Annotated in this window: 12 protein-coding genes; 5 read left to right on the forward strand and 7 right to left on the reverse strand. The window is 62.6% G+C overall.

Annotated features, from left to right (window positions below; translation table 11 throughout):
* The first annotated feature begins 33 nt into the window (after positions 1-33).
* Both EN990_RS02170 and EN990_RS02175 read left to right on the forward strand, forming a co-directional pair.
* The gene (locus EN990_RS02170; RefSeq protein WP_127369909.1) at positions 34-1,320 is read left to right on the forward strand and encodes an FAD-binding oxidoreductase; all 1,287 of its coding nucleotides are present in this window, start codon (positions 34-36) and stop codon (positions 1,318-1,320) included.
* A gap of 262 nt (positions 1,321-1,582) precedes the next feature.
* Positions 1,583-2,434, forward strand: a complete 852-nt coding sequence (locus EN990_RS02175) for an SH3 domain-containing protein (protein WP_027162286.1) — start codon at positions 1,583-1,585, stop codon at positions 2,432-2,434.
* A gap of 3 nt (positions 2,435-2,437) precedes the next feature.
* Here EN990_RS02175 and EN990_RS02180 read toward each other — a convergent pair whose 3' ends face one another.
* The 4 genes from EN990_RS02180 to EN990_RS02200 all read right to left on the reverse strand — a co-directional run bounded on the left by EN990_RS02180 (position 2,438) and on the right by EN990_RS02200 (position 5,712).
* A complete protein-coding gene (locus EN990_RS02180) occupies positions 2,438-3,172 on the reverse strand; it encodes a general secretion pathway protein GspK (RefSeq protein ID WP_127369910.1) in 735 nt (244 codons plus the stop codon).
* Positions 3,173-3,364: 192 nt separating this feature from the next.
* Positions 3,365-3,688, reverse strand: coding sequence for a hypothetical protein (locus EN990_RS02185; RefSeq protein WP_127384758.1), 324 nt, complete (start codon positions 3,686-3,688; stop codon positions 3,365-3,367).
* A 99-nt stretch (positions 3,689-3,787) separates the two neighbouring features.
* Entirely contained in the window at positions 3,788-4,567 is a 780-nt protein-coding gene (locus EN990_RS35350; protein WP_164766078.1) for an RHS repeat-associated core domain-containing protein, read from the reverse strand.
* Between the two features lie 398 nt (positions 4,568-4,965).
* Positions 4,966-5,712, reverse strand: coding sequence for an SDR family oxidoreductase (locus EN990_RS02200; protein WP_127369261.1), 747 nt, complete (start codon positions 5,710-5,712; stop codon positions 4,966-4,968).
* A gap of 315 nt (positions 5,713-6,027) precedes the next feature.
* Between EN990_RS02200 and zwf the strand changes: the two genes are divergently transcribed.
* The 3 genes from zwf (at position 6,028) to edd (ending at position 10,091) form a co-directional block, all read left to right on the forward strand.
* On the forward strand, positions 6,028-7,497 hold the full coding sequence (gene zwf, locus EN990_RS02205; protein ID WP_013530236.1) for a glucose-6-phosphate dehydrogenase: 1,470 nt from the start codon (positions 6,028-6,030) through the stop codon (positions 7,495-7,497).
* Entirely contained in the window at positions 7,479-8,195 is a 717-nt protein-coding gene (gene pgl / locus EN990_RS02210) for a 6-phosphogluconolactonase (RefSeq protein ID WP_127369260.1), read from the forward strand. The genes zwf and pgl overlap by 19 nt, the downstream gene beginning before the upstream one ends.
* Before the next feature lie 72 nt (positions 8,196-8,267).
* Positions 8,268-10,091 carry a phosphogluconate dehydratase gene (gene edd / locus EN990_RS02215; protein ID WP_027162289.1) on the forward strand — a complete coding sequence of 608 codons (1,824 nt, stop codon included), beginning with the start codon at positions 8,268-8,270 and terminating at the stop codon, positions 10,089-10,091.
* Between the two features lie 68 nt (positions 10,092-10,159).
* On the opposite strand, the gene EN990_RS02220 is transcribed toward edd, so the two are convergent.
* The 3 genes from EN990_RS02220 to EN990_RS02230 form a co-directional block, all read right to left on the reverse strand.
* Positions 10,160-11,824 carry a VWA domain-containing protein gene (locus tag EN990_RS02220; protein ID WP_127384761.1) on the reverse strand — a complete coding sequence of 555 codons (1,665 nt, stop codon included), beginning with the start codon at positions 11,822-11,824 and terminating at the stop codon, positions 10,160-10,162.
* 378 nt (positions 11,825-12,202) lie between these two features.
* A complete protein-coding gene (locus tag EN990_RS02225) occupies positions 12,203-13,165 on the reverse strand; it encodes a GlxA family transcriptional regulator (RefSeq protein ID WP_013530232.1) in 963 nt (320 codons plus the stop codon).
* Between the two features lie 56 nt (positions 13,166-13,221).
* Positions 13,222-14,121, reverse strand: coding sequence for a bifunctional methylenetetrahydrofolate dehydrogenase/methenyltetrahydrofolate cyclohydrolase (locus EN990_RS02230; protein WP_127388236.1), 900 nt, complete (start codon positions 14,119-14,121; stop codon positions 13,222-13,224).
* Positions 14,122-14,189: the final 68 nt, after the last annotated feature.

Here is a 14,189-nt window from a genome sequence, read left to right on the forward strand (position 1 = left end):
TACTGCCCTACTGCCCTACTGCCTGCGAGCATCATGCCCTACCAATCCCCGATCTCCCCCGGCCGTTCCTGGTATGAGGACACGGCCGGCCCGCGGCCTGAATACCCGGCGCTGGATGGCGACCGGACATGCGACGTCGTTGTCATCGGCGGCGGTTTTACCGGCCTGTCGGCGGCAGCGCATCTGGCCAAGGCGGGCGCCAATGTCGTTTTGATCGAGGCGTATCGCTTCGGTGATGGCGCCTCCGGGCGCAATGGTGGCCAACTTGGCACCGGCCAGCGCGTCTGGGCCGAGGACCTGGAAGCCGAGTACGGCTTGTCCCGCGCCAAGGCGCTGTTTGATCTTGCCGAAGAGGCGAAGGCGCATCTCCTCGAATTCACTGCCGCCAACCAGATCGATATCGACTATATGCCGGGCCAGCTCTCGGTGGCGCACAAGCCGCGCTATGTCGATGACTACAAGGCGCATGCCGAGATCATGGCGAGCCGTTTTTCCTACCCGCATATCTCGTTCATGGATGCCAGGGAGACGGCGGAGCGGCTGGGCTCGACCGCCTATTTCGGCGGCACGCGCGACACCGGCACAGGGCACATCCATCCGATGAAGCTGGTGATCGGCACGGCGCGGGTGGCAGCGCTTGCAGGCGCGCAGCTGTTCGAGGGGACTCAATCAACCGGCATCATTTCCAGTGGCGGCAAGGTCAAGGTTTCGACACCGAGAGGCACGGTGACGGCGCAGAAATGCCTGATCGCGGTCAACGCCTATGGGGGCACGCTCGAGCCGGTGAGTGCCGCGCACGTCATGCCGATCGGTTCGTTCATCGGCGCGACGGTGCCTCTGGATACGCACTCGGACGTGCTGCCGGGCGGCGAGGCGGTCGACGATTCCCGCTTCGTCGTGCGTTATTTCCGCAAATCGAAGGACGGACGGCTGCTGTTTGGCGGACGCGAGGTCTATGGCGTCAACGATCCCCGGGATATCCACATCCACATCCGCCGCCAGATCGCGGAACTCTATCCGGCGCTCGGGGATGTCGAGATCACGCATGGCTGGGGCGGCTATGTCGGCATCACGGTGCCAAGAAAGCCGTTCGTGCGCGAAGTGATGCCCAATGTGATCTCGGCCGGCGGCTATTCCGGCCACGGCGTCATGCTGTCGAACTACTTCGGTAAACTCTATGCCGAAACCGTTGCCGGCAACCGCGACCGGCTGAAGCTGATCGAGGATCTGAAAATCCCGCCTTTCCCTGGCGGCCGGCGTTTCCGCACGCCGCTGCTGTTCCTGGCGCTCAACTGGTTTGCGCTGCGCGACAGGATCTAGCCGGCCGGCCTGATGTAATATTGTAATATTTGTTGTAACATTTGTTGCCCGTGCGACGCATTGCGCAATTTCCCGCAAAGGCGCAGAATCCTCTATGTTGGCGTACTGATGCCACAATCGCAGGCGAAAGCTGCCGGTTCTGGGCGATTGTTCGGGGATTGTTGCGGGCCTGCCCGCGTTGTTTTTGGGACCGATGCGGATCAGACGCCGGACTTCCGGCACCGATTGAAAGAACGTCGGCCCGCTTATGGAGGTGGCAAGAGTGAGAGAGCCCTTCAGTTTCGGTACGCCGGAACGTCGGCGCTTTGCCATGCAGTTCGGATACGACATGCGGCCGTCCTTCTGGCAGGAAGTCCGTTCGAACTCGCATCTGGTGATTGCCGCGATCGGCACCGCCGCACTGCTTGGCGTCGCCGCCGTGGCGCTGTGGCTGGCGCTGCCGGCCAGCGACAGGCAAGCGGCAGCGAGCCCCGAACAGACCATTCCAACGGTTCCGGTGAAGACGACGAAAATAACCCCGGTTGGGGCCGCGGTCGCTGCGGCAGCCGTACCGCAGGCGCGCAAGTCCGACGCAATTCCAACAACTGTGGCGGCCGCGCAAGACAACATTCCCGCACTCGCCGCCAATGACCCACGCTGGACCGGTTCCCAGCTGAAGGCCGCATCCGCGTCCGATTCGACTGCTCCCAGCCAGGTGGCGGACAAGGCACCCGACAAGCAAACGGCGGCATTCGCGCAGCCGGCAGCCGATACCGATGCCGCCACCGAACTTGCCAAGGTAGCCGCGCCCGGCGCAACCGCGGGCAACCATCCCGACGGCGCACAAACCGCCGCCATTCCCGAGGTGCAACCGCAAGTGCCGGCTCAAGAGCCAGCGGCAGAAGGTGATGACAGCCAGGCCAAGGCGAAGCCAAGGAAAGCCGCAGCCGCCGGAACAGGACGCATCCTGAGGGCCGTGACCATGCGAAGCGGCCCGAAGAAAAATGCCGCCGCCATCGGTACGGTGCCAGCCAAAACCTCGGTGCAGGTGATGAGCTGCAAGAAATGGTGCCAGATCACCTACAACGGCAAGACCGGCTGGATCTACAAGAGCTACATCAAGACCGGCGCCTGACGTCTACCGCCTTGGGTGAGGCACGCCCCTTGTCTTGGCGCCTATCGTTCCCAAAACCGCTGCAGTGCGGAGCAGGCTTGCTTGATCGCCCGAACGGCTTTCGAAGACATAGCCGGCGGAACCGACGATTGCCGACCCTCGCCGGCTGACGGAAACCTCGATCGTGAAGGCCTGCTCGGGTATCTTTGCACCTGCCGATGTTCCGGCCTTGACGAAGTTGGCCAGCGTGGGGCCGGCTCGACTTACGACCAGATCGCCGCGCCGCGAATTGACCGTGAATGTGCTGTAGAGATCAGGCAAGGAGATCGAGCGCAGCCTGGAAAAGTCCTGCAGCTCAGCGACGGATTCGAACGGTGCATGCTTGAAACCACCCACGACTTCGACCTTTTGCGTGGCCACCGCGGCAAAGATGCTGGCGCCGCTGCGCGAATATTCGACCGCGATCGCAAGCCAGTTGGACATCTCCGGATCGACACCGAGCGAGGCGAAACCCTGGACAAGCAGAGTGTGATCGGCGGCGTTAAGATCGATCAGGCCCGAATGCCCCTGCAGCCGCGTCACGACGGTCAGATTGCCGACCACGCAGGAGACTGGCTCGAAATTGAGCGGCAACCCGATGTCCGGCCCGGCGCTCGACAGGCGCGCGGCCAGCACGTTGGTCAGGCCTTCGGCGAGCAGGCCGAACCGCTGGCTTTCGGTCTCATTCGAAGCGATCTTGAGCCGCGTCCAGGCGGTCAAGGCAAAGGTCGAGGTGATGGCGGAGACGATGAGGAGGAAGACAAGGACAGCGACGAGGGCGAAGCCGGCGGATTGGCACTCGCAAGAGGCCGATGAATCATCGGGGATTTTCTTCGACCACAGTCCACCATCGAGAATAAAAGTGCACTGTCACCGCAATTCCCTACAATCGTTGTTTATCTCTTCTTTAAATCATTCATCCCAAATCAACCTTAAATTTTTGTTTATTGGTATATATTGGTCAAATGTTAATCCATTAAAATCAAAAGTAATCGATTCGTCTTTTGCTATTCCCCTTAATTTTGACCCAAAATAGGATAACGAGCTCATTATAACCTTAAATTCACTCAATCCAGTCAACTTTATTCTTGATGTTACTTTTCCGTTTCTTATGAAGATTGCCTCTGTTTCATATAAATCTCCTTCGCTTTTATTTTTATTGATTTTTGTTATTCCAAACTCAAATAAATCATCTGAGTTCAAAACTTCCAGCCTCTCCCGAAATAGAAATTTCATAGCTACATTTTCCATATTGGAAACGGCGGCAAGGGTTTCCCTGCCCTACAAGCGGCATATCTTTCACTGGCTATTGCCATACAAGCTGCATACCAATTTCTACCAGCTTTGGTTGTGCGCCCGCCACCACGCCCGAGGATAGCAATTGGCACTGTGCCTCATCAGCGGCAAGCTGTTCCTCACAAGGGTCGTCATCCGGCGGCCCAGCTGGCGGCGGAGGCGGAGGCGTCGTACGCCGTTCCGACGACATCGGGCAAGATTGTGGCCCTGGCTGCGGGGGGGACGTAAAACGCAGTCCAAGGGATTGCCACCCCAACACCACCATCGATTCCCTCCTGGACCTGGAACCCAATACAACCCGCTCGGATCCACCTTCATCAGCGGGCTGTTGCCGACATACGCCCACCTTGACGGCCCATTCGGCATACCGAGCGGATCGGGCTGCAGATAGCGCCCGATGGAAGCATCATAATGGCGGTGCCAATTGTAGGCCAGCCCCGTTTCCATCTGGAACCACTGGCCGGGGAAGCGTTGGTTGAGCGTCGCGGTGCCGCTGATGCTACGTACCTCGCCGAAGGGCAGATAGCTCGCCTGCCAGACGACATTGCGACCCTGGTCGGTCATCATGACCGGCCGCTTGAGCTGGTCGGTCAGCACGTAATAGAGTACCGGCGTCGTGCCGGCGTCGGCGACCATCGCCAGCGGCCTGCCTTCGACCCAGACGTATTCGGTGATCAGCGCGCCGGACGCATCGTATTCGGCGATCACATTGCCGTCGAGGTCGTGCACCATATGCAAGGTGGACGAGGCCGCGATGGTGCGAGACACCAGCCGCGACAGATAATCGTAGATGTAGCTGCCTGCCGCCGTACTGTTCACGGTGGCCGCCGAAAGCTGGCCGGCGGCATTGTAGCTGTAGGTCTTGGTGAGCTCCGGCGAGACGGTCGCGTCCTGCGTGACGTTGCCGGCAAGGTCCGACTGGAAGCCGCGGCTCGGTGCGCCGCCGGTGAGGATGCCGGTCAGCCGGCTGGAGCCGCCCTGAAGGCTGTAGGTATCGATAGAGGTGACGCCACCAATGGTTACGGTGCGCTGGGTGATGTTGCCGACACCGTCGATCGTATAGGTGAGGCTGCCCCACGGCCCATCGGCATTCTCGATGAAGCCGTTGGCCGTATAGGTGTAGGTCTCATTGTTGGCGGGGTTGATCCTCGATTGCCGTGAGATTGCGCTTGTCCTGGTATTGCAGCGGATGAGATCCTGGCCTGCTACCCAGGCGTTCAGATGCAGCGGCCGCCGTCGACCTCCAGCGCCACGCCGGTGATGAAGGCGGCTTCGTCCGAGGCCAGCCAGAGTGCGGCGTTGGCGATGTCGAGCGGCGTCGAGAGCCGGCCGAGCGGGATCGATGCGCGGAACTTCTCGCGGATTTCGGGTGTGTCGGCGCCCATGAATTTCTCCAGCATGCCGGTCTCGCCGGCAACCGGGCAGAGGCAGTTGACGCGGATGTTCTTCGGCGCCAGTTCCACCGCCATCGATTTGGTGGCGGTGATCGCCCAGCCTTTCGACGCATTGTACCAGGTGAGGCCGGGGCGCGGCCGCAGACCCGCGGTGGAGGCCGTGGTCAGGATGACGCCGCCGCCCTGCCGCTCCATGATCGGCACCACGGCGAGTGCCGCGTGATAGATCGCCTTCATGTTGACGGCGGTTATCAGGTCGAAGGTCTCCTCGTCGACATTGAGCATGTCGCCGTTGCGATGGGTGTAGCCGGCATTGTTGACCATGATGTCGATGCGGCCGAATGCGCTTTTGGCGGCATAGATCATCTCGTCGAATTCGGAGCGCAGCGAGACATCGGTCTGGGTCCAGATCGCCGCTTCGCCGATCTCGCCGGCGACGCGCTCCGCGTCCTTGGCGTTGAGATCGGCGACAACGACCCTGGCACCCTCCTGCGCAAAGCGCCTGGCGATGCCCTCGCCAAAACCGGACGCAGCACCGGTGATGACGGCAACCTTGTTTTCCAGACGCATGTTTTTCCCGCTCATGATTGATGACGATCAACCGGCGCGCCGATAGCGCACATCCGCGCGAACCCGTGGCTTCTGGCCGGATTGCTCGAAAGATGTGCGGCCATCGCCGATTTCTCCTTTGGCTTTCGCGTCGATCCCGCTCTATGCTGCAACTGCGAAGGCTTCCGGTGCCGCGCCTGTCGACAAGCCTCTGGGTCATCGGACTGTCAAGGGGCAGGCGCATACACCCAGATGTGACACCATGGCACTGGAAAATTTAAATCGATTAGATTATATCAGCCGCGTCACAGCGACCGGCGTCAGAGCGGACAGACCATGACCAGCCAGATCATCCCCGTCGATCCTTTCGACTTCATCATTTTCGGCGGCACCGGCGATCTGTCGGAGCGCAAGCTTCTGCCGTCGCTCTATTATCGCCAGCGCGACCATCAGTTTTCGGAGCCGACACGCATCATCGGCACCTCGCGCTCGAAGATGAGCGACGAAGAATTCCAGGCCTTCGCCAAGCAGGCGATCTCGGACCACGTCAAACCGGCCGACATCGACGCCAAGGAACTGAAGACCTTTCTGGCGCGGCTGTCCTACGTCTCCGCCGATGCGACGAGCGGCGCCGGCTTCGACAAGCTCAAGAAGGCGATCGGCGACAGCGACCGCATCCGCGCCTTCTACCTGGCGGTGGCGCCGGCGCTGTTCGGCGACATCTCGCACAAGCTGAAAGAGCACAATCTGATCACGCCGAACTCGCGCATCGTGCTGGAAAAGCCGATCGGCCGCGATCTCGATTCGGCACGCAAGCTCAACGACCTGGTCGGCGACGACTTCCACGAAAGCCAGATCTTCCGCATCGACCATTATCTCGGCAAGGAGACGGTGCAGAACCTGATGGCGCTGCGCTTTGCCAACGCGCTCTACGAACCGTTGTGGAATTCAGCCCATATCGACCATGTCCAGATCACCGTGGCCGAGACCGTCGGCCTGGAGGACCGCGTCACCTATTACGACAAGGCCGGCGCGCTGCGCGACATGGTGCAGAACCATATGCTGCAGCTCTTGTGCCTCGTCGCCATGGAAGCGCCGTCGTCGATGGATGCCGACGCCGTTCGCGACGAAAAGCTGAAGGTGCTGCGGGCACTGAAGCGCATCAACGGCAACGAAGCGCCGAAGCACACCGTGCGCGGGCAGTATCGCGCCGGGGCTTCGGCCGGCGGACCGGTGAAAGGCTATGTCGAGGAACTCGGCAAGGACAGCAACACCGAGACCTTCGTCGCCATCAAGGCCGAGATCGGCAATTGGCGCTGGTCGGGCGTTCCGTTCTATCTGCGTACCGGCAAACGGCTGGCGACGCGGGTTTCGGAAATCGTCATCGAATTCAAGCCGATCCCGCATTCGATCTTCGGCGACAGCGCCGGACCGATCTTCGCCAACCAGCTTGTCATCCGGCTGCAGCCGGACGAAGGCGTCAAGCAGTTCATCATGATCAAGGATCCGGGCCCGGGCGGCATGCGGCTGCGCCAGATTTCGCTCGACATGAGTTTCGCGCAGTCCTTCGACGGCCGCGCACCGGACGCCTATGAGCGGCTGATCATGGACGTCATCCGTGGCAACCAGACCCTGTTCATGCGCCGTGACGAAGTCGAGGCGGCGTGGAAATGGATCGACCCGATCCAGAATGCCTGGGAAAGTGCCAGGCAGGAGGCGCAGGGCTACACGGCGGGCACCTGGGGTCCATCGGCCTCGATAGCGCTGATCGAACGTGACGGGCGGACATGGCACGAGAGCAATTGAACAGCGCCGCCTACAGCTGGAACGGCTTCAGCGGGCGCCAGGAACTGGCGGCAGCCCTGGCCGGCCATGTTGCAGGCAGACTGACCAAGGCGATCGCCGAGCGCGGCACGGGGTTGCTCGCCGTCTCCGGCGGCACCACGCCGGCAAAATTCTTCGCCGCCCTTTCAGCGATACCCATCGCCTGGGACAAGGTGATCGTGACGCTGGTCGACGAGCGTTTCGTGCCGGCCTCCTCGCCACGCTCCAATGCCGGGCTGGTGGCCGCCAATCTGTTGCAGAACGCGGCCAAGGCGGCTCGTTTCGTGCCGCTCTATCACGAAGCCACCAGCATCGAGGATGCGGCCTCGTCCGACGATGCAGCGCTCCGATCCTTGCCCTGGCCGCTCGATGTCGTTGTGCTCGGCATGGGGCCGGACGGCCACACCGCCTCGTTCTTTCCCGATGCCGTCGACCTGGCAACGCTGCTCGACCCGTCTTCCGACAGGATCGTGCTGCCGGTTCATGCGGCAAGTGCGGGCGAGCCGCGGCTGACCCTGTCGCTGGCCCGCATCGTCGAAGCCGGCTTCATCGCGCTGCACATCGAGGGTGAGGACAAGCGTATCGCCTTCGACGGCGCGGTGGCGCCCGGGCCGCGAAAGCCAATCCGCGCCGTGCTCGACGCAGCGCAAAAGCCCGTAGAGGTTTTCTGGGCACCCTGATTCTCGATTTACACCGGGCCCGGCAAACGGCGGGAGGATGTTTCCGGGACCTCGCCTGAAAGGACCGATACCATGACCGCCAGACGCGACATCGAAGCCATCACCGAACGCATCCGCCAGCGCTCTAAGCCCGGCCGCGAGCGTTATCTCAGCCGCATAGCCGAGGCGTCGAACCGCGCCGCCAACCGGGCCGTTTTGTCGTGCGGCAACCTCGCTCACGGCTTTGCGGTGTGCAGCCCTTCGGAAAAGCTCGCGCTGGGCGCCGACAAGGTGCCGAACCTCGGCATCATCACCTCCTATAACGACATGCTGTCGGCGCATCAGCCGTTCGAGAGCTTCCCCGCGCTGATCAAGGATGCAGCCCGCGAAGCCGGCGGCATCGCCCAGGTGGCAGGCGGCGTGCCGGCGATGTGCGACGGCGTCACCCAGGGCCAGCCCGGCATGGAGCTGTCGCTGTTTTCGCGCGATGTCATAGCCATGGCCGCCGCGATCGGCCTGTCGCACAACATGTTCGACGCCGCCGTCTATCTCGGCGTCTGTGACAAGATCGTGCCGGGGCTGGTGATCGCCGCCCTCACCTTCGGCCATCTGCCGGCGGTGTTCATTCCGGCCGGACCGATGACATCAGGCCTGCCCAATGACGAAAAGGCCAAGGTCCGCCAGCTCTACGCCGAGGGCAAGGCCGGACGCGCCGAACTGCTGGAGGCCGAGTCCAAATCTTACCATGGACCGGGCACCTGCACCTTCTACGGCACGGCGAATTCCAACCAGATGCTGATGGAGATCATGGGCCTGCACACGCCGGGCGCGTCCTTCGTCAATCCAGGCACGCCGCTGCGCGAGGCTTTGACCCGCGAGGCGACCAAGCGGGCGCTGGCGATTACTGCGCTTGGCAACGCCTATACGCCCGTCGGGCGGATGATCGACGAGCGCTCGATCGTCAACGGCGTCGTCGGCCTGCATGCCACCGGCGGCTCGACCAATCACACCATCCACCTGATCGCCATGGCGGCGGCGGCCGGCATCGCCATCACATGGCAGGATATTTCCGACCTGTCGGAAGCGGTGCCGCTGCTGGCGCGGGTCTATCCGAACGGCCTCGCCGACGTGAACCATTTCCACGCCGCCGGCGGGCTCGGCTTCCTGATCCGCGAACTGCTCGACGAAGGCATCCTGCATGAGGATGTGCAGACGGTGTGGGGCGAAGGCCTGCGGCCTTATGCGGTCGAGGCAAAGCTCGGCGCCGACGGAGGCGTGGTGCGCGAAGCCTCGCCGCGGACAAGCGGCGACGAAAAGGTGCTGGCGCCTTTCAACAAGGCGTTCCAGGCGACCGGCGGCCTAAAGGTGCTGTCAGGCAATCTCGGCCACGCCGTCATCAAGACTTCCGCGGTGAAGCCGGAGCGGCGTGTCATCGAGGCGCCGGCCAGGGTCTTCGACAGCCAGCAAGGGCTGAACGATGCGTTCAAGGCAGGCACGCTGACCGGCGATTTCATCGCCGTCATCCGCTTCCAGGGGCCGAAGGCCAATGGCATGCCGGAGCTGCACAAGCTGACCACCGTGCTCGGCATCCTGCAGGACCGCGGCCAGCGCGTGGCGCTGGTCACCGACGGACGCATGTCGGGCGCCTCCGGCAAGGTGCCGGCAGCGATCCATGTCACACCGGAAGCGGTCGAGGAGGGTCCTATCGCCAGGATCCATGAAGGCGACATCATCCGGCTCGACGCCGATGCCGGCACGCTGGAAGTGCTGGTGCCGGCCGGCGATTTCGCGCTGCGCCGGACGGCGGATGCCGATCTCATCGGCAACGAGTTCGGGTTCGGCCGCGAGCTGTTTGCCGGCTTCCGGCAACTGGTCGGCCGCGCCGATCATGGCGCCAGCGCCTTCGGCACGGCCTGACGGCAGTTCTGCGCAACCCATGAAAAGGGGCGGCACTTGGCCGCCCTCTTGCGGTTGTGCATACGATTCTATTGCACGGTTAGCTCAGCTCGCTCGCCGGCTTTGACCGTCACGTTGCCTTCTTTCGAACTGTTGTCGGATTTCTCCGAGACGACGGCATAGTCGCCCGCCGGGATCGCTGCCTGGTACTTCTGGTCGAATGCATAGCCAAGCGACTTGCGGTTGCCGTTGATGTCCTTTTTGGCCTCGAAAATCTCGATCTTCGAGGCTCCCGGCGCGGTGATCGCCAGCACGCCGGCATTCATTGCGATTTTCAGATCCTGAAATTCGCCGACCTTGACGGTGAACGGCTGCTCGACAACGGCGAGATCAACCGTCGCAATCAAGACATAGTCATCGGCCGGCAGATCGAATTTGCTGTCGGGTCCGTAGGCATAGGTCACCTCGTCCCTGGTTCCATCGATCTTCTTTTTTGCCTTGAGCACCTTGAAGCCGATGCCTGAACCGTCCGCCTTGTCGCCGCCGGCAGCATAATAAGCATTGGCAACGACATGGCCGACACCGACAATCATGTCCTTTTCCACGGTCTTGCCGGCAGCCAGCGGAATCGTTTCGGTAGCCACGCCCTGGCCGATCGTGACCGTCACTTTCTCGTCGCCGGCCGGCAACACGGCTTTCGTGGTCCCATAGAAGGTGGCGGGCATGTCAGCACCCGGATAATCGATGACGATGGCCGCGCCATCGACGACATCTGCCCCCTCGCTCGGTCGCGGATGGATGATGAGCGTGCCGGCATTCAAGTTGAAGAGAGGCGCGTAGACTTGGCCCGCCTCGATCTTGACTTTCTGCTCGGTCTTGGCCTGGCCGTCGCTGGCCACGACGATATAGTCGCCCGGTTCCAGATTGGCCTTGTAGGCGCCGTATTCGGTGCTGACGTAGTCGCCGCGCGTACCGTCGGGTTTCGCCTTGTAGATCTCCCAGGCGTTGCCGTCAGTGACGGAATCGCCGCCCTCGGCAAGCACCGCTATCGGCAGGAAATTGAAGTCCGGTTTGGCCGGCTCGGGCGCGGGTGCCGGCGCAGGTGCCGGAGCCGGTTCAGGAGCCGGCGCTGGTGCTGCCACGGTCTCGGCAAGCGCCTCCTGCAGCGCCTTCTCGTCGGAGGCCTGGATGTATTTGCCGCCGGTGTTGTCGGCGAGGCAGGCGATCTGCTTGCCCTCGTCGGCGGTGAGGCCGAAGCCGACGACATCGGCGGTGAAGTCGACGCCGGATGCCTCGAGCTCCTTGCCAAGCGCGCAGGGGTCGCCGCCGCATGTTTCGAGCCCGTCGGTGATAAGCACGACGGTCGCCTTGTCCTCGGTGTATTTCAGCGCCTCGGCCGCCTGTTTGACCGCCGCCGTCAGCGGCGTCTTGCCGAGGAATTTCAGGCTGTCGGCGGCGGCCGAAATGGCGCTGCCCGAACCTGCCTGCGGCGGCACGATCAGCTGGATGTCGTCGCAGCTGCCCTTTTCACGGTGGCCATAGGCCATGAAGCCGATCTCGTCGTCGGTGGGGACCGATTGAAGCACGGTTCGAAGCGACTCGCGGGCGATTTCGAGCTTGGGCTTGCCGTCGATCTGCGCCCACATCGAGCCGGAGGCATCGAGAATGATGATGACCTTGTTTGCGGCGAAGCCGAACGTCGTCATCGACAAAAGGAGGATCGCCGCAGCGACGCCCCGTGCAAGTCCCGCCATCGAAATCTCCTAAATCCGCCCCTGATCCGGGCGGCAAGCTATTTGACGCGGCGCCGGGACACAAGTCCGGGCGCCCGGTGCGCAGGGCTGCGGACCCAGCTTAACAAAAGTCCTGACGGCGGCCAGTTCGGCGGGGTCGGCAGCCTTTTCCCCGGCAATAGGAATTTTTTCTTGACACCATGACCTCAGCTAAGGTACATATTTGGCTATGGTGCTGATTTGCGCCGGTGACCCGCCGCAATAGGCGGGTTTTTCGTTTGATGCACCCGTCAACCTACGCGCGGCGAAGGCTCCGAAAGAACCCATTAACCCGAATTCATAGCCCTGGCCCGATGCGCGGGGCCGAATGCCGAACTCTCAACGAAAACGAAAACCAGCTTAGTAAGTCGTGCGGCGTTCTTCCGAAGGCGGCCTGCCGAATTGCAGCCGATAGCTCTGGGCGAAGTAGGAATGCGAGGTGAAGCCCGTCGCGATCGCCACGTCGAGGATCGGCATGTTGGTCTGGCGCAGCAGTTCGCGCGCCCGCTCCAGCCGCAGCCGCATGTAATAGCGGCCGGGCGTGACGCTGAGATGGCGCAGGAACAGGCGCTCGACCTGGCGCACCGAAAGGCCGGCGGATTTGGCCAGCTGTACCGCCGAAAGCGGCTCGTCGAGGTGGTCGGCCATCAGTTCGACGATGCGCCTGAGCTTCTCCGACTTGCCGGTCAGGTCGCGTTCGGGTCCGACGCGCTGACGGTCGCCGGCCGAGCGGATGCGTTCGTGCTGGAACTGGTTGGCGACGCCATTGGCGAGGTTCGAGCCGAAATCGCCGCGCACGATCTCCAGCATCAGGTCGATCGAAGTGGTGCCGCCGGCACAGGTGTAGCGCTTGCGATCGATCTCGAAGACGTTGCCAGTGCAGTTGATGTCGGGGAATCGCTCGACGAAGCCGGCACGGTTTTCCCAATGGATGGTGCAGCGATAGCCTTCGAGCTGGCCGGCCTCGGCCAGCAGGTAGGACCCGACCGACAGGGCACCCAGCGCATTGCCGCGCCGGCCCCAGCTTCGCAAAGCCGCCAGCACCTTGCTCTTGCCGGGGAATTCGGTCGTCAGCCCGACCGAGACGAAAAGGATATCGACCGGCGGCAGGTCGGCAACGGCGTAGTCGATCTTGAGCGGCAGGCCATTGGAAGCCATCACCGGATCGCCATCGGCCGACACCGTGGTCCAACCGTAGAAGTCGCGGCCAAGCAACCGGTTCGCCGACCGGAACGTATCGATCGCGGCAGCCAGCGAGAACATGGAGAACTTGTCTACCAGCAGGAATGCGAACTGCCGGCCGCCTTGAACGGGGTCAGTCATGACCGGCCGTTCTGAGGGAACACTGGGGTTCGGCAAAGCTGCAGCTTTCTGGCGGGTCAGAAGGACGGCCGTTTCAATCCGGCCGCAAGGTAGGCGGAGGCTAACGTATTGGCCATCAGCATGGCAATGGTCATGGGGCCGACACCGCCGGGCACCGGTGTGATGGCGCTGGCGGCCCTGGCCGCTTCGGCATAGGCGACATCGCCGACGAGGCGGGACTTGCCCTCGCCCTTTTCCGGCGCCGGGATGCGGTTGATGCCGACATCGATGACGGTGGCGCCTGGCTTCACCCAATCACCCCTGATCATCTCCGGCCTGCCGACGGCCGCGACAAGGATATCGGCGGTGCGGGCCAAGGCCGGCAGATCCCTGGTGCGGCTGTGGGCGATGGTGACGGTGCAGTTGGCGGCAAGCAGCAGGTTGGCCATCGGCTTGCGGACGATGTTGGAGCGGCCGACGACGACGGCGTTGAGGCCGGACAGGTCCTTGCCGCGCACCCGCTCGATCAGAAGCATCGAGCCGGCCGGCGTGCAAGGCACGAACGCTGTTTCGAGTTCACCGGTGCCGAGCTTGCCGACATTGATGAAGTGGAAGCCGTCGACATCCTTTTCCGGCGCGATGGTCTGGATGATCTTGCCGGCGTCAATGTGGGCCGGCAGAGGAAGCTGCACGAGGATGCCATTGATGGCCGGATCGGCGTTGAGGTCGCCGATGATCTTCAGCAATGCCTCTTCGGAGGTTTCGGCCGGCAGCGTATGCTGGACGGAATGAAAGCCGCATTCCTTGGCGGTGCGCGACTTGGACGCGACATAGACCTGACTGGCCGGATCCTCGCCGACGATGACCACGGCAAGACCGGGCTTGGCCTTGCCCTTGGCGACAAGTTCAGCCGTCAGGGTCTTGACCGTCCCCACAACGTCCCCGGCAACGCTCTTGCCATCAATCACTTCAGCCATGGACCACCCTCAACACCAGAATGCCCAAGCGCGTCGCTTCCGGAAGCGACGCGCTTTTCGATCTTTCA

This window comes from Mesorhizobium sp. M7A.F.Ca.US.005.03.1.1 (assembly GCF_003997975.1).
Taxonomy (GTDB): Bacteria; Pseudomonadota; Alphaproteobacteria; order Rhizobiales; family Rhizobiaceae; genus Mesorhizobium; species Mesorhizobium ciceri.

Excerpts from the sequence above, each read along its gene's own strand:
- pgl (WP_127369260.1), top strand. The coding sequence starts at position 7,479 with ATGGCACGAGAGCAATTGAACAGCGCCGCCTACAGCTGGAACGGCTTC.
- EN990_RS02220 (WP_127384761.1), bottom strand. The coding sequence starts at position 11,824 with ATGGCGGGACTTGCACGGGGCGTCGCTGCGGCGATCCTCCTTTTGTCG.
- edd (WP_027162289.1), top strand. The coding sequence starts at position 8,268 with ATGACCGCCAGACGCGACATCGAAGCCATCACCGAACGCATCCGCCAG.
- EN990_RS02170 (WP_127369909.1), top strand. The coding sequence starts at position 34 with ATGCCCTACCAATCCCCGATCTCCCCCGGCCGTTCCTGGTATGAGGAC.
- zwf (WP_013530236.1), top strand. The coding sequence starts at position 6,028 with ATGACCAGCCAGATCATCCCCGTCGATCCTTTCGACTTCATCATTTTC.
- EN990_RS02200 (WP_127369261.1), bottom strand. The coding sequence starts at position 5,712 with ATGCGTCTGGAAAACAAGGTTGCCGTCATCACCGGTGCTGCGTCCGGT.
- EN990_RS02225 (WP_013530232.1), bottom strand. The coding sequence starts at position 13,165 with ATGACTGACCCCGTTCAAGGCGGCCGGCAGTTCGCATTCCTGCTGGTA.
- EN990_RS02185 (WP_127384758.1), bottom strand. The coding sequence starts at position 3,688 with ATGAAATTTCTATTTCGGGAGAGGCTGGAAGTTTTGAACTCAGATGAT.
- EN990_RS02230 (WP_127388236.1), bottom strand. The coding sequence starts at position 14,121 with ATGGCTGAAGTGATTGATGGCAAGAGCGTTGCCGGGGACGTTGTGGGG.